Raw genomic sequence first — 26,162 nt, forward strand, 5'->3', positions numbered from 1 at the left:
CTTCGGTGCTCGCAAATCAACGTTCTCGCCGTCGGCCTGAGCAATTTCTCAAACGGTCTCTCAATAATGCACCCGCTTCGTCTGGCCGCCATCGATAATCACATTCTCGCCGTTGATCCAGCTCGCCGCCGGTGACAGCAGGAACACCGCCACATTCGCCACTTCTTCGGCCGTCCCCAGCCGCCCTTCCGGAATACTCGTGCGGATGCCCTCGAAAAAGGCCGGGTTCGCGTCGCGCGCCTTCTCCCAGTTGCTGCCCGGATAGAGGATGCTGCCCGGCGAGATGCAGTTTACCCGCACGCCCTTCGCCCCCAGGGTCTGCGAAAGTTGCTTGGCATAGACGATCAGCGTCGCCTTCATCACATTATAAGGCTGCACCACCGGGAAATGCTCGATCGCCGCGGTCGTCACCATGAACAGCGCCGCGCCCCGGCTCGCCACCAACTGTGGCCCGATAATCTCCATCCCCCGCACCGCGCCCAGCAGGTCGACCTCGAAATTCGCCTGCCACTGCGCCTCGCCCGTCAATCCGCCCTTCGCCGAGACATTGGGGATGAAGGCATCCACCCCGCCCAGCCAGTCCACGGCCTCCTCCAGAAAACCGCGGTAGGCGTCGGCATCGCGCACATCGCACACCCAGCCGCGCACCCGCCGGCCGGACGCCGCGAAGTCCGCCGTCGCCTCTTCCACGCCCGCCGCCGTCCGCGCGCAAAAGGCCAGATCGCACCCCTCCGCCAGCAGCAGCCGCGCGATGCGCAGCCCCAGCCCCTTCGTCGCCCCAGTGATGACCGCGCGCTTGCCCGCCAGCCCCAGCTCCATCAGTCCCTCCCAAATCCCGCGGGCAATCCCGGCACACCGTCCTCCGGCTGAACGCCCAAACTGTTCAGCAGCAGCGCCACCGTCATGAACTGCCCGGTGACATAGAGCAGATCGACCAGCTGCTGCCGGCTCCAGCGCGCGGCCAGCACCGCCCAGGTCGCGTCGCTCACCCGGCTGTCCGCCATCATCTCATCCACCGCCCGCAGGATCGCCGCATCGTCCGCGTCCCACCCCGCCGCGTCGGGCCCGTGCGGCACCCGCGCAATATCGTCCTCCGCCACCCCCAGCTGCCGCGACAGCCGCGCATGCAGGCCCCATTCGTAATCGCAGCGCGCATTCACCGCCACGCGCAGGATCGCCAGCTCGCGCTCCCGCGCCGGCATCGCATTCTTCAGCAGCACATGTTCGGCCCAGGGCAACCAGGCCACCAGCGTGTCGGGCGCGTGCGCCAGCGTCCGGTGCAGGCGATAGGGCCAGCGCTCCAGGATCGGCCGCACGCTGTCCGGCAGCTCCTCATCGGTCAGCGGCGGCAGGCGTGGTGGCATGGCTCTTCTCCCGCCGGTTGAGTGCCACGCCGGGGCCTTGACAGCAACGGATTTTCTATACAGGCTTGTAAAAAATACTAAGGGGAGGTTTCCATGCATCATCCCGCCCGCGAATATCCCGTCGGCCGCCTGCTGCTCGCCGGCCTGCTCGCCACCACCACCGCGCCGCTGCTGGCGCAGACCGCCGCCGCTCCTGCGCTCGAAGATATCGTCGTCACCGCGCAGAAACGCGCGCAGGCGGTGCAGGACGTGCCCATCGCCGTCTCCGCGCTCGACCAGGTCACGCTGGAACGGCTGAACGCCCGCGACATCCGCGACATCACCGGCGCCGTCCCCAACCTCGTCCTCACCGAGGTCTCGATCGGCCCCTCGATGAGCCAGATCAGCCTGCGCGGCGTCAACAGCCAGGATCCTGAGAAGAGCTTCGACCCCGCCGTCGGCGTGTTCATCGACGGCGTCTATCTCGGCACCTCTGCCTTCAACCTGCTCGACAGCTTCGACCTGGAACGGGTGGAGGTCCTGCGCGGCCCGCAGGGCACGTTGTTCGGCCGCAACACCACCGGCGGCGCCATCAACGCCTTCCGCACCCGCCCCACCGGGGAGTTCGGCATCCGCCTGCGCGGCACGCTGGGCAGCCACGACCGCCGCGACCTCACCGGCGTGCTCAACATCCCCATCGGCAATATCGTCAGCGCGAAACTCAGCGGCTTCATCCTGAAGGACGACGGCGTCTATGCCAACGGCGCCGGCGGCGCCACCGGCGCCAAGGACCGCTGGGGCGTCTCCGGCACGGTCATGGTCAAGGCCGACCGCGGCGAGCTCATCGTCACCTACGACCACCAGAAAGACGACAGCCAGCTCGTCCCCTACATCCCGCGCAACATCACCACCCTCGATCCGCTGCCGGCGCTGCGCATCACCCAGACGGTCTTCCCCGTCCCCGCCACCATCACCCCCGGCTTCGGCCCCGACCTGCTCTGCCTGCGCGGCGGACGCTGCGACAACCCCAACGACCGGCGCTCCTTCGCCACCGACGCGCATTTCCAGAAGAGCAGCCTCGATGCGCTCACCGTCCAGGGCAATCTCGACCTCACCGACAGCCTGCGGCTGGAAACCGTCTTCGGCTGGCGCCAATCGAAGGAAAAGGTCTACATCGATTTCGACGGCACCGAACGCACGGTCTTCAATGTCTATCGCGGGCAGGATTACCACCAGCTCTCCGGCGAAGCCCGGCTGGCGTACAATGCCGGCGATGCCCTCTCGCTCGTTGGCGGCGTCTTCTATTTCGAGAGCCAGTATCGCCTGGAACAGGCGATCAAGCTCGACCTCGCCATGACCGGCGCCCCGCTGCCGCTCGGCCTGCTCTACGCCAACGGCTCCGGCGACGAGGACCGGCACAGCGCCCGCACCGTCGCCCTGTTCGGCCAGGCCGACTGGAAACTCGCCGACACGCTCACCCTGTCACTGGGCGCCCGCGTCAACTGGGATCACAAGACGATCGACACCGCCTTCTTCGGTGCCGCCCGCGCCCCCGGTGCGCCTTACTCCGTGCTGGAAGGCGCCATCCCCACCCGCCCGCTCACCAGCAGCGGCGGCGCCAGCAAGGGCTGGACGCAATTCACCCCGCGCGTCATCCTCAACTGGAAACCCACGCCCGACCTGCTGCTCTACGTCAGCTACTCGCGCGGCTACAACGCCGGCGGCTTCTCCGCCCGCGCCGGCACCGTCCCCGACGTCACCACCCCCTTCAACCCCGAAACCATCAACGCCTACGAGGCCGGGGTGAAAAGCGACTGGCTGGACGGCCGCCTGCGCCTCAACGCCGCCGCCTTCTGGAACGACTATCGCGACAAGCAGGAGGAGGCAATCGAACCTGGCCCGCCGCCCACCTTCACCTCCACCACCGTCCGCAACGTCGCCCGCGCGCGCCTGCGCGGCCTGGAATTCGAACTCTCGGCGCTCCCCGTCGACATGTTCCGCCTCGATGCCTCGCTCGGGCTTCTCGATGCCAAATACACCCGCTACAGCGGCTTCCTCGGCTCCGGCCAATATGTCTCCGTCCCCGGCCAGCCGGCGGGCACGCTGATCGCTGCCGACCTCTCGAACCTGCGCCTGCGCCGCGCGCCCAAGGTCACCGCGTCGATCATCCCCACCTTCACCGCCGACCTCGGCGAGGCGACCTTCAGCATCAACGGCCAGGCCCGCTACGCCTCCAGCCAATATGTCGAGTTCTTCAACTCCGCCCGCGGCCTCATTCCGGCAACCTGGACCTTCGACGCCTCGGCCCAGATCGGCTTCGGCGGGCCGAAGAACGACCGCTACCGCGTGACGGTCTTCGGCAAGAACCTGTCGGACCGTGTCAACATCGCCAGCTTCACCAACAGCCTCGTCGATTTCTCCACCGTCTCGGCACCCCGGACCTGGGGGGTCGAGCTGCAACTGCGCTACTGAGAAAGCATCCGGGAGAACCCGTGCCGTCAGGCTGGCTCATGCCAGATGTTCCTGCTATGTTCCCCTCATGCCAACCCGCGGTGCGCCCACCAACGCCCTCTCCACCCGCTTCGACGATCCCGCCCGCACGCCCGACGGCGACTGGCGCGACCATGCCGACGCCCACGAGGACCTGCCGCCCCTGCGCACCACCGTCACCGTCGAACATCCCCGCATCATCATCACCCGCAACCGGTCGCCGGACATTCCCTTCGACCGCTCGCTGAACGCCTATCGCGGCTGCGAACATGGCTGCGTCTATTGCTTCGCCCGCCCCACCCACGCCTTCCACGGCCTCTCCCCCGGCCTCGATTTCGAAAGCCGCCTGTTCGCCAAACCCGGTGCCGCCGCCCTGCTCCGCGCCGAATTCGCAAAACCCGCCTATACCCCCGCCGTCCTCGCCATGGGCACCAACACCGACCCGTACCAGCCGATCGAGGCCCGCTTCCGCATCACCCGCGCCGTCCTGGCGCTGTGCCGCGAAACCCACCACCCCGTCAGCATCACCACCAAATCCGCCCGCATCCTCGATGACCTGCCCGTCCTCGCCAGCCTGGCCGCCGACCGCCTCGCCATGGTCATGCTCTCGATCACCACGCTCGAGCCCAGGCTCGCCCGCGCCATGGAGCCCCGCGCCTCCGCCCCGCACCGCCGCCTCGCCGCGCTGCGGGCGCTCAGCGCCGCCGGCGTCCCCACCTGCATCTCGATCAGCCCGGTCATCCCCGGCCTCAATGACCATGAACTGGAATCCCTCGTCGCCGCCGGTGCCGCGGCCGGCGCCACCGCCGCCGTGTCGATCCCCATCCGACTGCCGCACGAGGTCGCGCCCCTTTTCGAGGCATGGCTCGACATCCACCAGCCCAACCGCAAGGCCAAGATCCTGAACGCCATCCGCGCCATGCGCGGCGGCAAGCTGAACGACCCCCGCTTCACCCACCGCTTCCGGCCGGACGGCGAATGGGCCCGCCTGCACAGCGCCCGCCTCGCCGCCGCCCGCCGCCGCCACGGCCTCCTGCCGCGCAGCTGGGACCTCCGCACCGACCTGTTCGTCAAACCCGCGGCCGACCCCCGGCAACCCGGCCTATTCGATCAGTTCGACCCGCACCGGTGACCCCTCGGCACGACGCGCGAAATCCCTGTCGAAGGTCGCAAAACTTTCGCATTGCCTCGCCGCCACCAGATGCAGCATGTCCGCCAGATCGGCACCCACCCGGCTTTTGCCAATCGCCCACCGCACCAGGTCCGGCACATCGACAACTATCCCCGGCAAATCCAGCAACCCTTCCAGCGTGTCGGCCACCGCCTCCCGCTTCATCGCCATCCGCGACCGCAACACCCAGTCCAGCTCCAACAGTACCGTGATCGGCACATGGGCGCCGCCACGCAGCCATTCGATGGCAAGCGGCGTCTGAATCGGATCATCCTGCATCAATGCCCGCGCCAACACGCTGGTATCAACGGCGCGCAAGAATCAGATCTCGTCGCGCGTTCGGAAATATTCGCCGATCGACTCTTTCCATTCTTCCTTGGAAATCGGCGGCCCCTGGTAATTGATGATCGCCCGGATCTTCGCGATCCGTTCATCGAACGTCATGCCACCGTGGGCCGGCTTCGGCCTCACAGACCGCAACAGCACCCCATCGGGCCGCTGCACCACCTCTACCGACGTCCCCGCCTTCCAGCCGAGCGCGTCGCGCACCTCCTTGGGCACCACGATCTGGCCCTTCACCGAAAACTTCGTCATCGCGTTCATGCCCGGTAAGATGCATCTTACCACCGCGAAAATCAACTACAGCACATGGTCCCCCACGAACGGATTGTTCCGCCGCTCCGCGCCGAAATTGCTCACTGCCCCATGCCCCGGCACGAAGGTCGTCGCATCCCCCAGCGGCCACAGCTTGCCGGTGATGCTGTCGATCAGCTGCTGATGGTTGCCGCGCGGAAAATCCGTCCGGCCGATGCTGCCCTGGAACAGCACATCCCCCACGATCGCCAGGTTCGACGGCGCATGGTGGAACACCACATGCCCCGGCGTGTGCCCCGGGCAGTGATAGACGTCCAGCACCAGCTCGCCCACCGTCACCTGGTCGCCGTCGTCCAGCCAGCGGTCCGGCGTGAACGCCTCCGCGCCGGCGATGCCATATTGCGCCCCCACCACCGGCGCCATGTCGATCCAGAATTTATCCTCCGGATGCGGCCCCTCGATCGGCACCCCCAGCCGCCGCGCCAGCACGCCCGTCAACCCGCAATGATCGATATGCCCGTGCGTCACCAGCAGCTTCTCGATCGTCACGCCCCGTTCGTTCGCCACCTTCATCAGATGGTCGATGTCCCCGCCCGGATCGGTGAACGCCCCGCGCATCGTCTTCGTGCACCACAACAGCGTGCAATTCTGCTGCAACGGGGTCACGGGCACGATCACGGCCTGCATCGGGGGAAGGGGCTTCGTCATGCCGCTGCATGTGGCATTGCCGCCGCCCCGCCGCAATGCCACATAAGCGCCCATGCCCCCTGACGCCCCCGCCAGCACCGAATCGGCGGACTTCCGAACGCTGAAACGCTTCCTCCCCTATCTCTGGCCGCGCGACGACCCGGGCCTGAAACTCCGCATCGTCATCGCCATGGCGCTGGTGCTGCTGTCAAAGGCGATCCAGCTCTCCATGGGCTTCCTCTACGCCGGCGCCATCGACCGCATGGCGCCGGGCATGCAGGCCGCCGCCGGCCTCGCCATCGCGCTCGTCGTCGCCTACGCCGGCGCGCGTTTCGCTGGCGTCCTGTTCGACAACCTGCGCAACACCGTGTTCGAACGCGTTGGCCAGGACGCCACCCGCAAGCTGGCGGAACATGTCTTCGCCCACCTGCACCGCCTGTCGATGCGCTTCCACATGAACCGGCGCACCGGCGCCGTCGCCAAGGTGATCGAGCGCGGCACCAAGAGCATCGACGTCATGCTCTACTTCCTGCTCTTCAACATCGCCCCCACCGTCATCGAACTCGCCGCCGTCGCCATCATCTTCTGGACAAAGTTCGGCGTCGAACTCGTCCTTGCCACCGCCGTCATGGTCGCCGCCTACATCCTGTTCACGCAAAAGGTCACGGACTGGCGCAACGCGCTGCGGGAGGAAATGAACGACCTCGACACCGCCACCGTCGCCCGCTCCATCGACAGCCTGCTGAACTATGAAACCGTCAAATATTTCAGCGCCGAGGACCGCGAGACCGTCTATTACGCCCGCGTCGCCCGCCGCTATGCCGATGCCGCGGTCAAATCGGAAAATTCGCTCGCCTGGCTCAACATCGGCCAGTCGCTCATCACCAACCTGCTGATGGCCGGCGCCATGGCCTACAGCGTCTGGGGCTGGTCGCAGGGCCGCTTCACCACCGGCGACGTCGTCCTCGTCAACACCCTCCTCGCCCAGCTCTTCCGCCCGCTCGATCTGCTCGGCATGGTCTATCGCACCATCCGCCAGGGTCTCGTCGACATGGCCGCCATGTTCGACCTCATCGACACCCCCGCCGAAGTCCGCGACGCCCCCAATGCACCCCCCCTCGCCGTCCGCGGCGGCACCATCAGCTTCGACCATGTCCGCTTCGGCTATGATCCCGACCGCGTCATCCTCCACGACCTCAGCTTCACCGTCCCCGCCGGCGGCACGCTCGCCATCGTCGGTCCCTCGGGCGCCGGCAAATCCACCCTCGCCCGCCTGCTGTTCCGCTTCTACGACGTCACCGGCGGCAGCATCCGCATCGATGGCCAGGACATCCGCACCATCACCCAGGCCTCGCTGCGCGCCGCCATCGGCATTGTGCCGCAGGATACCGTGCTCTTCAACGACACGATCGGCTACAACATCGGCTATGGCCGCGACGGCGCCACCCAGGCCGACATCGTCGGCGCGGCGCAGGGCGCCGCCATCCACGACTTCATCGCCGCGCTCCCCAGGGGCTATGAGTCGATGGTCGGCGAACGCGGCCTGAAGCTCTCGGGCGGCGAGAAGCAGCGCGTTGCCATCGCCCGCACGCTCTTGAAAGACCCCCCGATCCTGATCCTCGACGAAGCGACGAGCGCACTCGACAGCCGCACCGAGGCCGACATCCAGTCCACGCTGCGCGCCGTCGCGCAGCGCCGCACCACCCTCATCATCGCCCACCGCCTGTCGACCATCGCCGACGCCGACCAGATCCTCGTCCTGGACGCCGGCCGCGTGGTCGAGAGCGGCACCCACGCCGACCTCCTCAAAGCCGCCGGCCTCTACGCCGAAATGTGGACCCGCCAGGCCGCGGAGGATGTGGCCTGAACATCTCTCCGCCGCATCGCAGGGAGGGCAAGCGCGTGATGACAGCCGCTCCTACCGCTTTAATCGCTTGCCAAATCGGCTCATGCGTGATAACCATATTGGAATTATCGAGTCAACATTCAACGCACAGCCACCCCGCGCAACCCGCCCAAAACCCCGGAAATCGCTAAGGCCTTGATTCAGGCTGTCACTTTTTGCGCAAAACCTTCCAGATTTCCTGCCCGCAACAAACCAACAGCCTCACTCCACCCCGTCACCCCGGGCTCGACCCGGGGCCGTCACCCCGGGCTCGACCCGGGGCCCGGGGCCCATTCGACACTCCGCTCACACTATCGGCTCCAGCGCCAAAGCCCCTCCCCCGCTTGCGGGGGAGGTGTCAGGCAAAGCCTGACGGAGGGGGCCAGCGCCTCCGCACCAACCCCGAACCATCGCCCCTGCGCGGCCAAGCCGCGCGAACTCGGGCGGCAGGCGAGGCGAAGAGAGCGAAAGAAGAAAGAAGAAAGAAGAAAGAAGAAAAAAGAGCGCGGGCAAAGCCCGCGTGTCGGACGTGTCGGGCGGCCACGAGCCGCCCGCACGCCGGCCAGGCACCGGCGGGAGTCGAGCCGTTTCAGAAAATTGCTGCGCAATTTTCCTCCAACGGCTACGCCCCGCCGGGCCATGAACAAACTTCTCGAGATCTGCGCCCACAAACGCACCCAGGTCGCCGCCCGCAAACCCCGCGGCCTCGGCCACCTGCCGCCGCCGGGCACCCCCCGCGGCTTCGAAGCCGCCCTGCGCGCCGCCACCCCCATGGCCCTGATCGCCGAAATCAAGAAGGCCAGTCCTTCCAAAGGCCTGATCCGCGCCGACTTCGACCCTCCGGCCCACGCCCGCGCCTACACCGCCGGCGGCGCCACCGCCCTCTCCGTCCTCACCGACGAACGCTACTTCCAGGGCCACGACAACCATCTCGTCGCCGCCCGCGCCGCCTGCCCGCTCCCCGTGCTGCGCAAGGACTTCATGGTCGATCCCTGGCAATGCGCCGAAGCCCGCGCGCTCGGCGCCGATGCCATCCTCATCATCGTCGCCGCCCTCGAAAACAACGAGATGGCCGACATCGAAGCCGCCGCCCACGAAGCGGGCCTCGATGTCCTTATCGAAGTGCATGACGAAGCCGAACTGGACCGCGCCCTTACCCATCTCAAGACCCGCCTGATCGGCATCAACAACCGCAATCTCAAGACCTTCGAGGTCGATCTTCAAACCACGATCCGCCTTGCCAGCCTTACCCCGCCCAACGTGCTCCTCGTCTGCGAAAGCGGCATCGCCAACCACGCCGACTGCCTGGCGATGGCCGATCACGGCGTCCGCACCTTCCTCGTCGGCGAAAGCCTGATGCGCCAACCCGATCTCGAAGCCGCTACCCGCACCCTCCTCTCCCCCTGCGAAGCGGGGGGAGCGACTCACGGCGCAGCCGCGGCGGTGGGGGGCAGCTCTCCCCCGGCACGGGGGAGCGACTCGCCGCAGGCGAGCGGAGGGGGCCAGCCGGCATGACCCTCACCCATCTCGACGCCGCTGGCCAGGCCCATATGGTCGACATCGGTTCCAAACCCGCCACCGCCCGCCGCGCCATCGCCCGAGGCACGATCACCATGTCCGCCGCCGCCCGCGCCGCCATCGCCACCGGCACCGCCCCGAAGGGCGACGTCCTCGCCACCGCCCGCATCGCCGGCATCATGGCGGCCAAGCAGACCGCCGGCCTCATTCCGCTCTGCCATCCGCTGCCGCTGGACGCCGTGTCGCTCGACCTCAGCCTCACCGACACCGGCGTCACGGCCACGGCCACGGTCGGCACCACCCACGGCACCGGCGTCGAAATGGAGGCGATGACGGCCGTCAGCATCGCCCTCCTCACCCTCTACGACATGGCCAAATCCATCGACAAGGCCATGATCATCAACGATATTCGCCTCATCCTGAAGGAAGGCGGCAAATCCGACACCTACCATGCCCCCTGAACGTCTCTCGGTCGATGCCGCCCAGGCTAGGCTGCTCGCCACGCCGCCCCTGCCTGCCGAAACCGTCCCGCTCGCCGACGCCGCCAATCGCGTCCTCGCCGCGGATCTCGCCTTCCGCCTCACCCAGCCGCCCTTCGCCGCCAGCGCCATGGACGGTTACGCCATCCGCTGGCAGGACATGCCCGGCCCCTGGTCAGTGGTGGGAGAGGCCGCTGCCGGCCACCCCTGGACAGGCATGCTCGGCCCGCATGAGGGCCTCCGAATCTTCACCGGCGCCCCCGTCCCCGCCGGCGCCGACACCGTCATCGTCCAGGAAGACACCCACAGCAGCGCCGGCACGCTCACCCTGACCCGCTCCGGGCCCGCACATGCAGGCGCCCACATCCGCCCCGCCGGCCTCGATTTCGCCGCCGGGGCGCCCGCCCTTCCCGCCGGCACCCGCCTCACCCCCGCGCGCCTGGGCCTGCTCGCCGCCGGCGGTCATGCCACGCTGCCCGTCCACTGCCGACCCCGCGTCACGCTGATCGCCACCGGGGACGAGCTGGTGCCGCCCGGCACCACGCCGGCCCCAGGCCAGATCATCAGCAGCAACGGCGCCATGCTCGCCGCCCTGCTGACCGCCACCGGCGCCATTGTAACGGATGCCGGCATCGTCGCCGACGACCGCGAAACGCTCGCCCAGGCCCTCCAATCCGCCGACGCCGACATCCTGGTGACCATCGGTGGCGCCAGCGTCGGCGATCATGACCTGATCCACCCCGTCCTCACCGGCCTCGGCGCCCGTCTCGATTTCTGGAAGCTCGCCCTCAAACCCGGCAAGCCCCTGCTCGCCGGCACGCTCGGCGGCACCCGCGTCATCGGCCTCCCCGGCAACCCGGTCAGCGCCTTCGTCTGCGCGCTGCTGTTCGTCGCGCCGCTCATCCGCCATCTCTCGGGCGACCCCCACCCCCTGCCCTTCACCGAAACCGCCCGCCTCACCGCGCCACTCCCCGCCAACGGCGACCGCCGCGACCATCTGCGCGCCACCCTCGGCCCCGATGGCGTCACGCCCGCCCCCCGCCAGGACAGCTCGATGCTGACCATCCTCGCCACCGCCGACGCCCTCATCGTCCGCCCCGAAAACGCCCCCGCCGCCGGGATCGGCGAAGCCGTTCACATCATTCGGCTTTGAATGATTGCCCCCTTGACAGGCCCGCTTTTGTTCCCCTAATGTCTCATCACTGTTCCTTGTGCAGGTGTGGGTAACAGAGGGATACGCTATGCTGACGCGCAAACAACATGAGCTGCTGGTGTTCATCAACGATCGCCTTGCCGAAACCGGCGTCTCTCCCTCGTTCGAGGAGATGAAGGAAGCGCTGGCACTCAAGTCCAAATCCGGCGTCCATCGCCTGATCGGCGCGCTGGAAGAACGCGAGTTCCTGCGCCGCCTGCCCAACCGCGCCCGCGCGCTGGAGGTCGTGAAACTGCCCGAGGCCATGAAGGCCGGCGTGCAGAAGGCCGCGGATGCCGGCCGCGCTGTCCTCCGCGCCGCCGCCCAGGTGGCCAATGACATCATCGAAATCCCGATGGCCGGCCGCATCGCCGCCGGTTCCCCGATCGAGGCGATCGAGGATCGCGCCATGCTGCAGGTGCCCGCCATGCTGCTCGGCAGCGGCGACCATTATGCGCTGGAGGTCAGCGGCGATTCGATGATCGACGCCGGCATCTTCGACGGCGACTATGCCCTCATCCGCAAGACCGAAGAGGCACGCGACGGCGACATCGTCGTCGCGCTCATCGACGACAGCGAAGCCACGCTCAAATATCTCCACCGGGACAAGGGCCTGATCCGGCTCGATCCAGCGAACAGCGCCTACCAGCCGCAAATCTACCCGCCGCGCCGCGTCCGGGTGCAGGGCCGCCTTGCCGGCCTGCTCCGCCGCTATCACTGACACGCGGGTGCCGCCCGTTGCCGAGACGCGGGCCATGCTCGCCGGCATGAACGCCGTGCGCATGCCGGGCCGCTGGCGTTTCTCCACGCTTGCCGCACCCGATCCGGCCCTGCGTGCCGCCGCCATCGGGTCCTTTCAGGAGGCTGAGGGCGAAACCCTGATCCTCCCTCACGACATCGCCGTCGCCCACGGCCTCCCTGATGGACCGGTCATGGCGTACATCACCCTCACCGTCCATTCGGCGCTCGATGGCGTCGGACTCACCGCCGCCGTCGCCCAGGCGCTCGCTGCCGCCCACATCCCCTGCAACATGGTCGCCGCCTTCCACCACGACCACATCTTCGTGCCCGTCACCCAGGCCGAAACCGCACTTGCCATTCTCCACCGCCTGCAATCAACGCATCAGGGCTGAACCCCCTTGCGGAACAGCAGCGTCAGGTTGTTCGCCGGCATCGCCACCACCCCTTCCAACCGCAGTCCCGCGCCCGCAGCGCAGGCTTCCACATCCGCCACTCGTCGCAAGCCCCAGCGCGCATTCCGCGCCCGCAGGTCGGCATCGAACGCCGCATTGCTCGGCGCCAGCGCCACCCCGTCCCGCACGAACGGCCCATAAAGCAGCAACAGCCCGCCCGCCGGCAATAGCCGCCCCGCGCCCGCCATCAGGCCTTCGGTCGCCGCCCACGGGCTGATGTGCACTATGTTGATGCACAGGATCACATCCGCTGCCACCACCGGCCAATCCGCCAGTGCGACATCCAGCGCCAAGGGCGGCAGCACATTCGCCAATCCTGCACAATGCGCCGCTACCGAAGCCCTCGCCTCGTCCGACGGATCGCTCGGCTGGAACCGCAACCCCGTCAGTGCCGCGGCGAAATGCGCCACATGTTCCCCCGTGCCGGACGCCACCTCCAGCACCAGGCCATGTGCCGGCAACAGCGGCCGAATCACCTCCAGGATCGCGCCCCGGTTGCGCAGCGCGGCGGGCGAAGACAGGGCATTCATGGCCCCACCCTAGTCGGCACATTGGCGCCGGCAACCCCATGCCCTACACTCCACCCCATGCTTCGCCTCGACGATTTCCTGCCCTACCGCCTCTCGCTGGCCTCCAATGCCGTCAGCGCCGCCATCGCCCGCGTCTATGACGCGCAGTTCGGCCTGAAAATCCCCGAATGGCGCGTCGTCGCCGTGCTCGCCGAACATGCCGCCCTCACCCAGGCCGAACTGTGCGATCGCACCGCCATGGACAAGATGACCATCTCCCGCGCCGTCACCGCCCTCTCCGCACGCCGGCTCGCCACCCGCGATACCGACGGTACCGACCGCCGCGCCAGGCGGGTCCGCCTTACCGCCGCGGGCACCGCGCTCTACACCCGCGTCGCACCCGAAGCGCTCCGCATGGAAAGCAAACTCCTCGCCAGCCTGTCCCCGGCCGACGTTGCCCACCTCACCGCCACCCTTGCCCGCCTGCAACAAGCCGCCAGCGCGCTTGACGGATTTAGTAACAATGGTTACTAAATCCGTCGCAGCAGGAGCGCGCGCGTGACCGACAAATTCGCCGACAATTTCATGGGCCTCAACGGCTTCGAGTTCGTCGAGTTCACCTCCCCCGAACCCGAGAAGCTCGCCCGGCTGTTCACCGCGCTCGGCTTCCGCCACGCCGGCACGCACCGCAGCAAGAAGGTGCGCCGCTACACCCAGGGGGACATCAACTTCCTGCTCAACTGGGACGAAAGCGGCCAGGTCGCGGATTTCCGCGCCCACCGCGGCCCCAGCGCCAACGCCATGGCCTTCCGTGTGAAGGACGCGCGCGCCGCGCTGGCTGAAGCCGTCCGGCGCGGCGCCGAGCCCGTCACCGGTGCCGTTGGCCCGATGGAACTGAACATCCCCGCCATCCGCGGCATCGGCGGCGCCAACCTCTATCTGGTGGAGGAACGCCAGCCCGACATCTACGCCGTCGATTTTGAATCCGTCGACAGCCCCGACATCGGCGTCGGCCTGCACACGCTCGACCACCTCACCCACAATGTCGGCCGCGGCCAGATGGCGCGCTGGGCGGACTATTACGAACGCATTTTCGGCTTCCGCGAAATCCGCTACTTCGACATCCAGGGCCAGAAGACCGGCCTCTTTTCAAAGGCGATGACAGCACCGGACAACAAGATACGGATTCCCTTGAATGAATCCCAGGACGAACACAGCCAGATCGAGGAGTTCCTGAAAGCCTACAACGGCGAAGGCATCCAGCACATCGCGCTCGCCACCGACGATATCTTCGCCACCGTCGATGCCCTGAGAGCCAATGGCATCGCCTTCCAGGACTCGCCCGACACCTATTTCGACCTGATCGACAAGCGCCTCCCCGGCCATGGCCATGATATCGAGGCGATGCGCCGGCGCCGCATCCTGATCGACGGCGCTCCCGAAACCGGCGGCGGGCTTTTGTTGCAGATCTTCACCGAAAACATGATCGGCCCGATCTTTTTCGAGATCATCCAGCGCAAGGGCAATGACGGCTTCGGCGAAGGCAATTTCAAGGCGCTGTTCGAAAGCCTCGAACTCGACCAGATGCGACGCGGCGTCATCCCGGCCGGCATGCGCGCCTGATGGGCCTCGGCGACCATCACGAGAGCGAGGTTCTCCCCGGCGTCCTCCCCATCGGCCGCAATTCGCCGCAACGACCGGCGCATGGCCTCTATGCCGAGCAACTCAGCGGCACCGCCTTCACCGCGCCACGCCACCAGAACCGCCGCAGTTGGCTCTACCGGCGCACGCCCTCCGCCGCCCACGCCGCCTTCACGCCCCTGTCGCACCCGCGCCTGCTGACCGGCCCCTTTGCCAGCCCGCCCGCCCCCAACCGCCTGCGCTGGGATCCGCTGCCGCTGCCCACCGCCCCCACAGACTGGCTTGACGGCCTCGTCACCTGGGCCGGCAACGGCGATCCGGACAGCGGCCAGGGCGTCGCCCTCCACCTCTACGCCGCCAACAGCAGCATGAACCGCGCCTTCTTCGATGCCGACGGCGAACTCCTCCTCATCCCCCAGGCCGGCACGCTGAACATCACCACCGAATTCGGTCCCCTCACCGCCCCGCCCGGTCATATCGCCTTGATCCCGCGCGGTGTCCGCTTCCGCATCGCGCTCGATGGCCCCGCCACCGGCTATGTCTGCGAAAACTACGGCGCGCCCTTCACTCTGCCCGAACTCGGCCCGCTCGGCAGCAACGGCCTCGCCTCCGCACGCGATTTCATCGCGCCGAATGCCGCCGCCGAACCCGATGCACCCACCACCCTCGTGCAGAAATTCGGTGGCCACCTCTGGCAGACGCGCCTGCCGCACACCCCTTTCGACGTGCTCGGCTGGCATGGCAACCTCTGCCCCCATGTCTATGATCTCGCACGGTTCAACGCCATCGGCACGGTCAGCTTCGATCACCCCGACCCGTCGATCTTCACCGTCCTCACCAGTCCGTCGGACACGCCCGGCACCGCCAACGCCGATTTCGTCATCTTTCCGCCGCGCTGGATGGTCGCCGAGGACACGTTCCGCCCGCCCTGGTTCCACCGCAACGTGATGAGCGAATATATGGGCCTGATCCACGGTGCCTATGACGCAAAAGAAGGCGGCGGCTTCGTCCCCGGCGGCGGCTCGCTGCACAACCGGATGAGCGCGCACGGCCCCGACGCCATTACCCACGCCCGCGCCAGCAGTGCCGACCTGAAACCGGTGAAGCTGGACAACACGCTGGCGTTCATGGTGGAAACGCGCATGCCCTATCGCCTCACCGACCAAGCCGCGCGCACGCCGCAACCCGATTATGATGCTGTCTGGAGCGGCTTTCGATGACCGATCCCGCCACCGACCCGACGCTCGATCCCGACATGCGCAGCTGGGTTCCCGGCGCCGACGGCCACCCAGATTTCCCGGTGCAGAACCTGCCCCACTGCGTCTTCTCCACCCCCGGCACCGGCGTTAGGGGCGGCATGCGCATCGGGGACTGGCTGCTCGACCTCGGCCTTATCGCCCCGCGCCTCCAGGGGGAACCCGGCACCGCGATGGCGCTCGCTGCCGCCGCACCGCTCAACGCCTTCCTCGCCGCCGGCCCCGGCGCCCGCCGCATGGTGCGCGAAGCGGCCTTCGCCGTCCTCACCCTCGACCAGCTGCGCGCCCTCGGCGAAAGCGCGCTCGTGCCGCTTGCCGACGCCACCCTGCACCTGCCCTGCGCCATCGGCGACTACACCGATTTCTACGCCGGCATCCATCACGCCGTGAAGGTCGGCAGCCTGTTCCGGCCGGACAATCCGCTGCTGCCCAACTACAAACATGTGCCCATCGGCTACCACGGCCGTGCATCGTCGGTCGTGCCGTCGGGCACCGCCATCCACCGCCCGCACGGCCAGCTCGCCGGCCCCGATGGCCCGCGCTTCGCGCCCGCCGAACGGCTCGATATCGAGCTCGAACTCGGCCTCTGGATCGGCACCGGCAATGCCCCCGGCACCCCCATCCCGATTCAGCAGGCCGCGGACCATATCGCCGGCTACTGCCTACTGAACGACTGGTCCGCCCGCGACATCCAGGCCTGGGAGTATCAGCCGCTGGGGCCCTTCCTCGCCAAGAGCTTCGCCACCAGCATCAGCCCCTACGTCATCACGCCCGATGCCCTGCGGCCCTTTCGCACCGCCCAGGCGGCACGCCCCGATGGCGACCCCGCCCCCCTGCCCTACCTCGGCGATCCTGCCGACCAGGCCCGCGGCGCGCTCGCCCTCAACCTGGAGGTCTGGCTCTCCACCGCCGCCATGCGCGCCGCCGGCCTGCCGGAAACCCGCATCAGCGCCAGCGACGCCCGCCACCTTTATTGGACCCCGGCGCAGATGGTCGCCCACCACAGCAGCAACGGCTGCAACCTCCGCCCTGGGGACCTGTTCGGCAGCGGCACGATCAGCGGGCCGACGCCCGGCAGCGAAGGCAGCCTGCTCGAAGCCACCAACGGCAGCAAAGCCCCGCTGACCCTGCCCGGCGGCGAAACCCGCACATTTTTGCAGAGCGGCGACCGCATCACGCTCCGCGCCTGGGCCGAAGCCCCCGGCCACGCCCGCATCGGCTTTGGCGACTGCACCGGCGAGATTGTCGGCTAACCCGCCGCGCGCAACCACCCCGTCACGCTCAGCCGCTGCCCCGTGGCGAAACTGCTCACCTGGCTTACGCTGTGCGGATGCGGCACCGCGAACAAGGACAGGCTGTTCCACGCCGGCGCCCATGCCTCTGACCGGCCAGCGTCGTGCAGCAGCAGTAATCCGCCCCAATCCGCCCGCCAATCCCGCGTCAGGTTCAGCACATAGGCGGCGCGCCGGTGCTTCCCCGCCACATCATCGTCATGCACCGTCAGGAAATCGCCCGCGGAATAAAGCGTCGCCTGCGCATCCAGCAGCGCCACATCCGCCACCCCGGTCACCGCCCGCAGCAACACCAGCACCGGCCCGCTGTTCAGAAAATCTCCGAACCGCGACAGCAGGCTCCCGTCCGCCGCCCGCCCCGCGGCATCGTCCGCCACCCGCAGCCCCTCGAACCGATACTGAAACCCGCGCGCCGCCTGGGCATTCACCGCCGCCTCCAGCGCCGCGCGCCGCTCCGCGCTGAACCCCGCGCGCGTCTCCCGGTCCAATTCGAACCACTTCTCACCGCTGTTGATATGCTGTTTCCAGTCGTCGCGCGCCAGCAGGTGCGCCGCCAGCCTGTCTGCGCAATCGTCACGCAGAAACGGGGCGATCCGCACCCGCCCCCGCGCTGCGAAGGCCCCCCGCAACGCCTCCACGTCCAGATCAGGATGCAGCCAAAACCCCGTCATCGCCCCCGACAACCCCGCCATGAGATGGTGCTGCTGGGGAGGATTGAACTCCCGACCTCAGCCTTACCAAGGATGCGCTCTACCACTGAGCTACAGCAGCCCACTCACGGGAGGCGCGCCCTTGCCGCAACTGTCCACGCAAGTCAACCGACCGCGCCCGGCAGCTTCAACGATGCCGCCAGCCCGCCCAGATCCTCGCTCTCTCCCAGCGTCACGCTGCCACCATAGATCTCCGCGACATCCCGTACGATTGCCAGCCCCAACCCCGTCCCCGGCCGTCCGGTGTCCAGCCGCGCCCCGCGCTCGAACAGCCGCGTCCGCTCGGCCTCGGGAATGCCCTGCCCGTCATCCTCCACCAGGATCTCCACCACGCCATCCGCCTGGGACACCGTCACGAACACCCGGCCGCCGCCATAATTCGCAGCATTGTCGATCAGATTGCCCGCCATCTCCTCCAGGTCCTGCCGCTCCCCGCGGAACACCGCCTGCCGGTCACCCGCCAGGTCGATGGCGACCCCTTCATGAATCTGTTCCACCGCGCGCCGCACGCCCTCCAGCGCCGGCCACACCTCCGCCCGCGCGCTCGCCGCGCTGCGTCGCCCCGCGGCCCGCGCCCGCGCCAGATGATGGTCGATATGCCGCCGCATCGTCGTCAGCTCGCGGGTGATCGCGTCCGCCGGCACGCTGCCGCCCGCGCTCGCCTCGTTCATCAGCACCGACATCGGCGTCTTCAGCGCATGGGCCAGATTGCCGGCATGCATCCGCGCCGCCTCCGCCGCCTTCTCATTATGGTCCAGAAGGTCGTTCAGCTCCCCCACCAGCGGCGCGATCTCCGGCGGCACATCCTCTGTCGGCGCCCGCCGCGCCCGCCCGGCGCGGATGTCCGCCATCGTCGCGGACATGCGCCGCAGCGGCAGCAGGCCCACCACCGCCTGCAACGCCGCCAGCAGGAACAGCCCCGCCCCCACCGCCCCCAGCGACCACCACAGGATGCTGCGCACGCGCCGCACCTGCGCATCCAGCGCATCGGTCGCCTGCGCCACCTGGAACCGCAGCGTCTGCACCGTCCCCGGCAGCCGCGCGTCGCGCTCCACCACCCGCAGCGATTCGCCGGCGCGGCCTTCGGTGCGGTAGGAACAGATGGTCACGCAATTGGCGTCCAGGTTCACCGCCAGCGCCCGATCCCACAGGCTGCGCGAACGGAATGGCTCCTGCCCGGCGGCATTCACCTGCCAGTAAAGGCCGGAATAGGGTTCGGAAAAACGCTGGTCCCCCAGCGGCCGCGTGAACCGCACCTCACCGGAGGCATCGAGGTCGGCCGACGCGATCATCGCCGTCAGCGCATAGCTCAGCTGGGCATCGAAGTTGCGCGTCAGCGTCCCCACCAGCACCCGGTCGAGCGCGAACCCGCCCAACAACAGCAGCGCCACGATCCAGCCGAACGCCAGCCAAACGATGCGCGCGGTCAGCGACCCCGGCTGCAACCACCCCGTCTGACGGGGCAGCGCGGCCTCAGCGCCCTTCGAGACTATATCCAAGGCCACGAATGGTCTGGATCAGCTCGGCGCCCAGCTTCTTGCGGATCCGCGTGATGAACACCTCGATGGTGTTCGAATCACGGTCGAAATCCTGGTCATAGATATGCTCGATCAGCTCGGTCCGGCTCACCACCTTGCCCTTGTGGTGCATCAGGTAACTCAGCAGCTTATATTCCTGCGCCGTCAGCTTCACCGGCTCGCCGGCCAGCGTCACCCGGCCGGAGCGCGTGTCCAGCCGCACCTCGCCCGCGGTCAGCTCTGAACTCGCATTGCCCGATGCCCGCCGGATCAGCGCCCGCAACCGCGCGATCAGCTCCTCGCTGCGGAATGGCTTGGTCAGATAATCGTCGGCGCCGGCATCCAGCCCCGCCACCTTGTCGCTCCAACTGTCACGCGCCGTCAGCACCAGCACCGGCATGCGGTGCCCGGCGCGCCGCCAGCGGTCCAGCACCGTCAGCCCGTCCACCTCGGGCAGGCCAAGATCGAGAATGACCGCGTCATAGGCCTCATTCTCGCCCAGATACTGGCCTTCCTCGCCATCATGCGCGCTGTCCACGGCATAGCCCGCGCCTTCCAGCGTCGCCCGCAACTGCCGCGCCAGCGTCGGCTCATCTTCCACGATCAGAACACGCATTATTGGGTCCGCAGCACGCGACCGGTGCGGCCGTCCATGTCCACTGCCACCACCGATCCGTTCGGCCGCATGAACTTGAAGCGATAGGTGTTGCTGTCCTGATCGAAATCGACACCCAGATATTCGCCACGACCGGCCGCCTGCGCCGCCGGCAACAGCTGGTCGAGCGGCTTCAGGTCGCCGCGCTGCCGCGCGCTGCTGGCGGCCGACTGGTCGGACACATCCCGGGCAAACCGCTGCGCATCGGCGGGCAGCGACACCACCGCCACTGCCAGCAGGCCCGCGGCCAAAAGCTGAGAAATCTTCACGCGCATCATCCTTCTTTACACCGTCTGCCATAGAGTTGAGGCCGTGAACAGCTTGTGAATACAGGCTTCATCCCGCTAACAGGCGCCATGCCCGCACCCATCCTCGCCGTCGAAAACCTCGCCCTGCAACAGGGTGACGGCTGGCTGTTCACCGACCTGTCGCTGTTCGTGGGCGAAAACGACCGGCTGGCGCTCATCGGCCGCAACGGCGCCGGCAAGACGACGCTGTTCCGCCTGCTCGCCGGCCAGGTGGAGGCCGACCGCGGCCGCCGCACCGTGCAGCCCGGCCGCCGCATCGTCACCCTGCTGCAGGACCCGTCGGTCGAGGGCTTCGCCACGCTCGCCGATTTCGCGCTCGCCGGCGCCGATGCCCCGCCCGCCCATGCCGTCCAGGCGATCGCCGACCAGCTCGGCATCGACCTCGGGCGCGACGCCGCGACCGCGTCCGGCGGCGAACGCCGCCGCGCCGCCATCGCCCGCGCGCTCGCCTCCGAACCGGACCTGCTGCTGCTCGACGAACCGACCAACCACCTCGACCTCGACGCCATCCAATGGCTCGAGGATTGGCTCACCCGCTTCCGCGGCGCCTTCATCGTCATCAGCCATGACCGCGCCTTCCTGACCCGCCTCACCCGCGCCTGCCTGTGGCTGGACCGCGGCACGCTGCGCCGGCAGGAGGTCGGCTTCGGCGGCTTCGAGGCCTGGGCGGAGTCCATCGCCGAGGAGGACGCCCGCGCCGCGCAGAAGCTCGATTCGAAACTCCGCCTCGAACTCCACTGGCTGCAACGCGGCGTCACCGCCCGCCGCCGCCGCAACCAGGGCCGTCTCGCCAAGCTGCACGAGATGCGCGCCGCGCGCCGCGCCATGCTCGGCGCCCCCGGCGTCGCCAAACTCGCGCTCGCCAGCGATGATGTCAAAACCAGGATGGTGATCGAAGCCGACGCCATCACCAAAAGCTATGGCGGGCGCATCATCCTCAAGCCCTTCAGCATTCGTATCCAGCGCGGCGACCGCATCGGCATCGTCGGCGGCAACGGCACCGGCAAGACCACGCTGCTCCGCCTGCTGACCGGCGAACTCGAACCCGATAGCGGCACTGTCACCCGCGCCAAAACGCTCGCCGGCGTCCTCATCGACCAGCAGCGGCGGCTGATGGACCCTGCAAAGCGCGTCCGCGACATCCTCGCCAACGGCGGGGACTGGGTGACGGTGCGCGGCGAGAAGAAGCATATCCAGGGCTATCTCAAGGATTTCCTGTTCGAACCCGGCCTTGCCGACGCCCGCATCGGCACCTTCTCCGGCGGCGAACGCTCCCGGCTTCTCCTGGCCCGCGAATTCGCCCGCGAATCCAACCTGCTCGTGCTCGATGAACCGACGAACGACCTCGACCTCGAAACCCTCGACCTGCTGCAGGACGTCATCGCCGACTATGACGGCACCGTCCTCATCGTCAGCCACGACCGCGACTTCCTCGACCGCACCGTCACCATGACCATCGGCCTCGACGGCAGCGGCCAGGCCCTCCTCGTCGCCGGCGGCTACCAGGAAGTCGCCGCCGCCTGGGCGGCACAGAAACAGCCACGCAAGACGTCGTCAGCCTCTCCCCCGGCACGGGGGAGCGACCCGTCTCTCTCCTCCGGCACGGGGGAGCGACTCGCGGAACGCGAGCGGAGGGGGCCAGCGAGCGGAGGGGGCCAGCCATCGCCAGGCAAGAAACTCAGCTTCCGCGACCAGCACGACCTCGACCGCCTGCCCGCCGAGATCGCCCGCCTCGATGCCGAGATCGCCGCCGCCGAAACCGCCCTCGCCGATCCCGACCTCTACACCCGCAACCCCGCCCGCTTCACTGCGCTCAGCAAAGCCGCCGACGAATTGCGGGCACGAAAGGACGCCGCCGAAACCCGCTGGCTGACCGTCGCCGAACTGGCCGAGGCGCTCGGCTGACGACTGCCCGAGAGCCCTTGCCTCGCCCCCTGATCCATGGTCACCTTGCGGCAGCACGGGGACAGGGGGGAAGCGTAATGCCCTATACAATGGCAGACCTTTATTCGACGCGTCACGCCGAACTGGTCAAGACCATGACCAGCAACGATTTTTCCAAGGATGGGGACTGGAAGACCATCATCCCCGAGGCGAAGGCGGCCATCGTCACCGCCGGCTTCAACGCCGACAAGGCCGAGGTCTGCGAATCGATTCGCAAGGCGGTGAAGAAGGGCGAGAAAGCCAACGCCAAGGCGGTCAAGACCATCGTTACCGGCGCCGGCGGCACCATGCCCGACAACAGCACCGGCACGCTTCCCGATGCGCTGGCCAAACGCGTCGCCGCGCTGGACACGCTGCGCCACCTCTGGATGCTGAAGAAAAGCGGCAGCCACAAGCTCTGGGTGCTCTCGCTGCCGATGAGCTACGCCAACTGGCCCGACGTCGATCTCACCGGCAAGACCTATGCCGACGCCACCACCCGCCTCAATGACAGCAGCGAGCGCTTCGGCGCCGGCGACCGCAAGCATCTGTCGCAGGCGACGCAAGAGGGCCTGAAATGGATTCACAAGGCGATGATCGTCGCCGCCGACCCCAAGACCGAGAAACACAAGAAGATCCTGAAACGCTGGTTCGCCGACCCCGACACCACCGACGAGCAGCTGGCAGCCGCCGCCGCCACGATCAACGAGGGCCTCAAGAAGATGAGCGCCACGATCAAGTCCAGCTTCCTGCTGATGACCGACATGCCGAAGGACCGGTCCGACGCCGGCAGCGCCAACACCAACGCCTTCGTCTTCAAGGACGAGGCCGTCAGCGTCATCTACATTGAACGCGCCTTCTTCGGCACCAGCGACACCTGGAAGGACCTGAAGAACTGGACCCGCATCGTGGTCCACGAACTCACCCACCGCGATGCCAAGACCGAGGACCATCGTTACCGCCACCACGGCGACGGCCTGAAACCCAACAAAACCACCTTCACCCACGCCAAGGCCATCACCAACGCCGACAGCTGGGCCATCTTCTGCATGGACTGCGCCGGCAAGATGACCTCCTCCGATTACAAGAAGGTCAAGGTCGATTGAGACCGCCCGCCATTCTCGCCCTGCTGCTCGCTGCCTGCACCGCGGCCGCCCCGCCACCCACGCCGGTTGAAACCCCGGCACCCACCGCCCAAAGCGCCCCGCCCAAGGAACCCATCATGGACCTCAACCCCTCCAAAGACCGCCTCGGCCCCCCGGACGTCAAACCTGTCGAGCGCGACGGCGTCCGCTATGCCCAGGCCAGCGACGGCCGTGACCACGGCGCCGCCAACGCCGACGGCGTCCTGGTCGCCACCGACGCGAAAAGCGGCAAAAAGCTCTGGACGCTTGCCGTTTACAGCAACCCCATCGACCCGAAGCTTGAACTCGACATGCAGTGGCGTTTCTTCACCAGCATGGCCTTCGATACAGACGGCCGCCTGCGCATCACCAACGAGGACGGCAAGACCTTCCTGGTCGATGTCACCACCAAAACGGTCGCACCCGCACCCTGAGTGCATTTCGGAAAGGTGCGAGGCGGTTTTCCGACAAAAATGCACGACAGCAAAAAGACTGACCCTCACGCCGCCGCGATAAAATCCTCGACCGCCGGCGCGATGATGTCGCGCCACTTGCTGCCATTGAAAATCCCGTAATGCCCCACGCCCGGCACCATGAAATAGCGTTTCTTCGCCTCGGAAAGCCCGCTCGCCAGCGCCAGCGCCGCCTTGGTCTGCCCCACGCCGCTGATGTCGTCGCGCTCACCCTCGATCGCGAACAGCGCCACGTCCCTGATCGCCGCCGGATCGACCCGCACGCCGCGGTGCGTCATCTCACCCTTCGGCAGCAGGTGCCGCTGGAACACCACATCGATGGTCTGAAGATAGAATTCCGCGGTCATGTCGCAGACGCTGCGATACTCCTCGTAAAAGGCCTTGGTCGCATCCGCGCTGCTGTCGTCGCCCTGCACCAGATGCTTGAACAGCTCCCAATGGCTCAGCATGTGGCTGCCCAGGTTCATGCTCATGAATCCCGACAGTTGCAGGAACCCCGGATAGACCGGCCGCCCGGCGCCGGGATGATGCAGCGGCACGGTTGCGATCACATTCTGCTCGAACCAGGCGAACGGCCGCTCCATCGCCAACCGGTTCACAGCCGTCGGCGCTTCCCGCGTGTCGATCGGCCCGCCCATCATGGTCAGGGATTTGGGCAGCGCGGGATGCTTCGCCGCGCTCATCAGCGCCACGGCGGCATAAACCGGCACCGACGGCTGGCACACCGCCAGCACATGCGCCCCCGGCCCCACAACGCCCAGCCAGTCGATGATATAGTCCAGATAGTCCTCCAGGTCGAACCGCCCGGCCGAAAGCGGCGCCGCCCGCGCATCGCGCCAGTCGGTGATGTAAACGTCATGCCGCGGCAGCATCCGTTCCACCGTGCCGCGCAGCAGCGTCGCATAATGGCCGGACATCGGCGCCACGATCAGCAGCTTCGGCGCCTCGCCTGCCCCCACCCGCTCGAACCGCTTCAGCTGCCCGAACGGCTTGCGGTCCACCACCACCTCGTTGACCGGCACATGCCGGCCCTCCACCACCGTCGCGGCGATGCCGAACGCCGGCTTCCCGCGCGGCGCCGCGGCATGGCTGAACACGTCCAGCGCCGCCGCCGCGATCGGCCCGCTGGCGAAATAGGCCAGCGGATTCGCCGGATTCGCCATCCAGTCGGAGCCCATGCGCGCCATCGCGCTCGCCCCGCTCAGCCACTGTTTCGTCACTTCATAGCCATAATACAGCATCGAATTCCCCATCGCTCTGCCCATATGGTCTCTTTCAGGCGGACCAGTTCTTTGCCGTTGACGCTACCCAAGTTGCGCGCAATGTCCATTTCACTGCTGCAACGCAGCACATGTTAACGATGCTTTTGTACAGGAGTTGCCGCCATGACCGCCCCATCCGCCGATAAACCGCTCGCCGGCCGCGTCGCCGCCGTCACCGGCTCCACCAGCGGCATCGGTCTTGCCATCGCCAACGCGCTCGCCGAAGCCGGCGCCGACGTCGCGCTCAACGGCTTCGGCGATCCCGCCCCTGCCCTCGCCGCCGTCGGTGCCGCAGGGGGCGGCGCCACCCGCGTCGCCTTCCACGCCGCCGACCTCTCCAAAGGCCCCGACGCCGACGCCTGGGTAAAGGCGGTCGAAGCCGACTTCGGCCGCCTCGACATCCTCGTCAACAACGCCGGCATCCAGCATGTCGCCCCCATCGAGGAGTTTCCGCCGGAGAAGTGGGACGCGATCCTCGCCATCAACCTCAGCAGCAACTTCCACACCATCCGCGCCGCCGTCCCCGGCATGAAGGCGCGCGCCTGGGGCCGCATCATCGCCATCAGCAGCGCCCACGGCCTGGTCGCCAGCCCCTATAAATCCGCCTATGTCGCCGCCAAACATGGCGTCAACGGACTCACCAAAACCGTCGCCCTCGAACTCGCCGAAACCCCCATCACCTGCAACGCCATCTGCCCCGGCTTCGTCCTGACACCTCTGGTCGAAGGCCAGATCGCCGACCAGGCCAAGGCCAACAACATGCCCCAGGACCAGGTCATCCGCGACATCATCCTCGCCTCGCAACCCAGCAAGCGCTTCGTCACCCCCGAAAGCATCGGCGCCATGGCCGTGTTCCTGTCCACCGACGCCGGCGCCAACATCACCGGCACCATGCTCAGCGTCGACGGCGGCTGGACCGCCAGATAACAAATACCCCTCC

Annotated in this window: 27 protein-coding genes and 1 tRNA gene; 16 read left to right on the forward strand and 12 right to left on the reverse strand. The window is 67.7% G+C overall.

Features of this window, described 5'->3' with window-relative positions; genetic code table 11:
- Window positions 1-60: 60 nt before the first annotated feature.
- Together H3309_RS10160 and H3309_RS10165 are read right to left on the reverse strand one after the other, a co-directional pair.
- Window positions 61-819, reverse strand: coding sequence for an SDR family NAD(P)-dependent oxidoreductase (locus tag H3309_RS10160; RefSeq protein WP_182294611.1), 759 nt, complete (start codon window positions 817-819; stop codon window positions 61-63).
- Window positions 819-1,364, reverse strand: a complete 546-nt coding sequence (locus H3309_RS10165; RefSeq protein WP_182294612.1) for a carboxymuconolactone decarboxylase family protein — start codon at window positions 1,362-1,364, stop codon at window positions 819-821. The genes H3309_RS10160 and H3309_RS10165 overlap by 1 nt, the downstream gene beginning before the upstream one ends.
- A gap of 93 nt (window positions 1,365-1,457) precedes the next feature.
- Here H3309_RS10165 and H3309_RS10170 point away from each other — a divergent pair, with 93 nt between their 5' ends.
- On the forward strand, window positions 1,458-3,815 hold the full coding sequence (locus H3309_RS10170) for a TonB-dependent receptor (RefSeq protein ID WP_182294613.1): 2,358 nt from the start codon (window positions 1,458-1,460) through the stop codon (window positions 3,813-3,815).
- Window positions 3,816-3,882: 67 nt separating this feature from the next.
- On the forward strand, window positions 3,883-4,965 hold the full coding sequence (locus H3309_RS10175) for a PA0069 family radical SAM protein (protein ID WP_182294614.1): 1,083 nt from the start codon (window positions 3,883-3,885) through the stop codon (window positions 4,963-4,965).
- Here the strand turns inward: H3309_RS10175 and H3309_RS10180 are convergent.
- Genes H3309_RS10180 through H3309_RS10190 form a run of 3 tightly spaced genes read right to left on the reverse strand, consistent with a single transcriptional unit; the run spans window position 4,936 to window position 6,306 of the window.
- Window positions 4,936-5,322 carry a type II toxin-antitoxin system VapC family toxin gene (locus H3309_RS10180; protein ID WP_182294615.1) on the reverse strand — a complete coding sequence of 129 codons (387 nt, stop codon included), beginning with the start codon at window positions 5,320-5,322 and terminating at the stop codon, window positions 4,936-4,938. The two genes, H3309_RS10175 and H3309_RS10180, sit on opposite strands and share 30 nt — an antisense overlap.
- A gap of 3 nt (window positions 5,323-5,325) precedes the next feature.
- Window positions 5,326-5,607: an AbrB/MazE/SpoVT family DNA-binding domain-containing protein gene (locus tag H3309_RS10185; RefSeq protein WP_182294616.1), complete on the reverse strand. Its 282-nt coding sequence runs from the start codon at window positions 5,605-5,607 to the stop codon at window positions 5,326-5,328.
- 36 nt (window positions 5,608-5,643) lie between these two features.
- Window positions 5,644-6,306: an MBL fold metallo-hydrolase gene (locus H3309_RS10190; RefSeq protein ID WP_182294617.1), complete on the reverse strand. Its 663-nt coding sequence runs from the start codon at window positions 6,304-6,306 to the stop codon at window positions 5,644-5,646.
- Between the two features lie 52 nt (window positions 6,307-6,358).
- Between H3309_RS10190 and H3309_RS10195 the strand changes: the two genes are divergently transcribed.
- The 6 genes from H3309_RS10195 (at window position 6,359) to H3309_RS10220 (ending at window position 12,492) form a co-directional block, all read left to right on the forward strand.
- On the forward strand, window positions 6,359-8,152 hold the full coding sequence (locus H3309_RS10195) for an ABCB family ABC transporter ATP-binding protein/permease (RefSeq protein WP_182294618.1): 1,794 nt from the start codon (window positions 6,359-6,361) through the stop codon (window positions 8,150-8,152).
- Between the two features lie 657 nt (window positions 8,153-8,809).
- On the forward strand, window positions 8,810-9,685 hold the full coding sequence (gene trpC / locus H3309_RS10200) for an indole-3-glycerol phosphate synthase TrpC (protein ID WP_182294619.1): 876 nt from the start codon (window positions 8,810-8,812) through the stop codon (window positions 9,683-9,685).
- Window positions 9,682-10,149: a cyclic pyranopterin monophosphate synthase MoaC gene (moaC, locus tag H3309_RS10205; protein WP_182294620.1), complete on the forward strand. Its 468-nt coding sequence runs from the start codon at window positions 9,682-9,684 to the stop codon at window positions 10,147-10,149. Before trpC ends, moaC begins: the two co-directional genes overlap by 4 nt.
- Entirely contained in the window at window positions 10,139-11,320 is a 1,182-nt protein-coding gene (locus H3309_RS10210; RefSeq protein ID WP_182294621.1) for a molybdopterin molybdotransferase MoeA, read from the forward strand. Before moaC ends, H3309_RS10210 begins: the two co-directional genes overlap by 11 nt.
- Window positions 11,321-11,408: 88 nt before the next feature.
- Window positions 11,409-12,080, forward strand: coding sequence for a transcriptional repressor LexA (gene lexA / locus H3309_RS10215; RefSeq protein WP_182294622.1), 672 nt, complete (start codon window positions 11,409-11,411; stop codon window positions 12,078-12,080).
- A gap of 7 nt (window positions 12,081-12,087) precedes the next feature.
- Window positions 12,088-12,492, forward strand: a complete 405-nt coding sequence (locus H3309_RS10220; RefSeq protein ID WP_243453684.1) for an ACT domain-containing protein — start codon at window positions 12,088-12,090, stop codon at window positions 12,490-12,492.
- On the opposite strand, the gene H3309_RS10225 is transcribed toward H3309_RS10220, so the two are convergent.
- Window positions 12,483-13,082 carry a DUF938 domain-containing protein gene (locus tag H3309_RS10225; protein ID WP_182294623.1) on the reverse strand — a complete coding sequence of 200 codons (600 nt, stop codon included), beginning with the start codon at window positions 13,080-13,082 and terminating at the stop codon, window positions 12,483-12,485. The genes H3309_RS10220 and H3309_RS10225 overlap by 10 nt on opposite strands.
- A 57-nt stretch (window positions 13,083-13,139) precedes the next feature.
- Here H3309_RS10225 and H3309_RS10230 point away from each other — a divergent pair, with 57 nt between their 5' ends.
- From H3309_RS10230 to fahA, 4 genes are read left to right on the forward strand one after another with little or no spacing between them, the layout of a single operon-like run.
- Window positions 13,140-13,595, forward strand: coding sequence for a MarR family winged helix-turn-helix transcriptional regulator (locus H3309_RS10230; protein ID WP_182294624.1), 456 nt, complete (start codon window positions 13,140-13,142; stop codon window positions 13,593-13,595).
- A gap of 51 nt (window positions 13,596-13,646) precedes the next feature.
- Window positions 13,647-14,684: a 4-hydroxyphenylpyruvate dioxygenase gene (hppD, locus tag H3309_RS10235; protein WP_182298661.1), complete on the forward strand. Its 1,038-nt coding sequence runs from the start codon at window positions 13,647-13,649 to the stop codon at window positions 14,682-14,684.
- Window positions 14,684-15,922 carry a homogentisate 1,2-dioxygenase gene (gene hmgA / locus H3309_RS10240; protein WP_182294625.1) on the forward strand — a complete coding sequence of 413 codons (1,239 nt, stop codon included), beginning with the start codon at window positions 14,684-14,686 and terminating at the stop codon, window positions 15,920-15,922. Before hppD ends, hmgA begins: the two co-directional genes overlap by 1 nt.
- Window positions 15,919-17,211 (forward strand): fumarylacetoacetase, encoded by a 1,293-nt coding sequence (gene fahA, locus H3309_RS10245; protein WP_182294626.1) that lies wholly within the window; start codon window positions 15,919-15,921, stop codon window positions 17,209-17,211. The genes hmgA and fahA overlap by 4 nt, the downstream gene beginning before the upstream one ends.
- Here fahA and H3309_RS10250 read toward each other — a convergent pair.
- The 5 genes from H3309_RS10250 to H3309_RS10270 all read right to left on the reverse strand — a co-directional run bounded on the left by H3309_RS10250 (window position 17,208) and on the right by H3309_RS10270 (window position 20,401).
- Window positions 17,208-17,921, reverse strand: coding sequence for a 2OG-Fe(II) oxygenase (locus H3309_RS10250; protein ID WP_182294627.1), 714 nt, complete (start codon window positions 17,919-17,921; stop codon window positions 17,208-17,210). The genes fahA and H3309_RS10250 overlap by 4 nt on opposite strands.
- A 25-nt stretch (window positions 17,922-17,946) precedes the next feature.
- Window positions 17,947-18,021: transfer RNA gene (locus H3309_RS10255), tRNA-Thr, on the reverse strand.
- 43 nt (window positions 18,022-18,064) lie between these two features.
- Window positions 18,065-19,465, reverse strand: a complete 1,401-nt coding sequence (locus H3309_RS10260; protein WP_317983318.1) for a sensor histidine kinase — start codon at window positions 19,463-19,465, stop codon at window positions 18,065-18,067.
- Window positions 19,434-20,093, reverse strand: a complete 660-nt coding sequence (locus H3309_RS10265) for a response regulator transcription factor (protein WP_182294628.1) — start codon at window positions 20,091-20,093, stop codon at window positions 19,434-19,436. Before H3309_RS10265 ends, H3309_RS10260 begins: the two co-directional genes overlap by 32 nt.
- Window positions 20,093-20,401 carry a PepSY domain-containing protein gene (locus H3309_RS10270; protein ID WP_243453685.1) on the reverse strand — a complete coding sequence of 103 codons (309 nt, stop codon included), beginning with the start codon at window positions 20,399-20,401 and terminating at the stop codon, window positions 20,093-20,095. Before H3309_RS10270 ends, H3309_RS10265 begins: the two co-directional genes overlap by 1 nt.
- Before the next feature lie 87 nt (window positions 20,402-20,488).
- Between H3309_RS10270 and H3309_RS10275 the strand changes: the two genes are divergently transcribed.
- The 3 genes from H3309_RS10275 (at window position 20,489) to H3309_RS10285 (ending at window position 23,921) form a co-directional block, all read left to right on the forward strand.
- Window positions 20,489-22,345, forward strand: coding sequence for an ABC-F family ATP-binding cassette domain-containing protein (locus H3309_RS10275; RefSeq protein ID WP_182294630.1), 1,857 nt, complete (start codon window positions 20,489-20,491; stop codon window positions 22,343-22,345).
- Between the two features lie 77 nt (window positions 22,346-22,422).
- Window positions 22,423-23,469, forward strand: coding sequence for a M35 family metallo-endopeptidase (locus H3309_RS10280; protein WP_182294631.1), 1,047 nt, complete (start codon window positions 22,423-22,425; stop codon window positions 23,467-23,469).
- Between the two features lie 116 nt (window positions 23,470-23,585).
- Complete coding sequence (locus tag H3309_RS10285; RefSeq protein WP_182294632.1) at window positions 23,586-23,921, forward strand: hypothetical protein; 336 nt, start codon at window positions 23,586-23,588, stop codon at window positions 23,919-23,921.
- Between the two features lie 65 nt (window positions 23,922-23,986).
- On the opposite strand, the gene H3309_RS10290 is transcribed toward H3309_RS10285, so the two are convergent.
- The gene (locus tag H3309_RS10290) at window positions 23,987-25,201 is read right to left on the reverse strand and encodes a polyhydroxyalkanoate depolymerase (RefSeq protein ID WP_182294633.1); all 1,215 of its coding nucleotides are present in this window, start codon (window positions 25,199-25,201) and stop codon (window positions 23,987-23,989) included.
- Window positions 25,202-25,345: 144 nt separating this feature from the next.
- Here H3309_RS10290 and H3309_RS10295 point away from each other — a divergent pair, with 144 nt between their 5' ends.
- On the forward strand, window positions 25,346-26,149 hold the full coding sequence (locus tag H3309_RS10295; RefSeq protein WP_182294634.1) for a 3-hydroxybutyrate dehydrogenase: 804 nt from the start codon (window positions 25,346-25,348) through the stop codon (window positions 26,147-26,149).
- Window positions 26,150-26,162 lie beyond the last annotated feature (13 nt).

This window comes from Sandaracinobacteroides saxicola (assembly GCF_014117445.1).
GTDB classification, from domain to species: Bacteria; Pseudomonadota; Alphaproteobacteria; order Sphingomonadales; family Sphingomonadaceae; genus Sandaracinobacteroides_A; species Sandaracinobacteroides_A saxicola.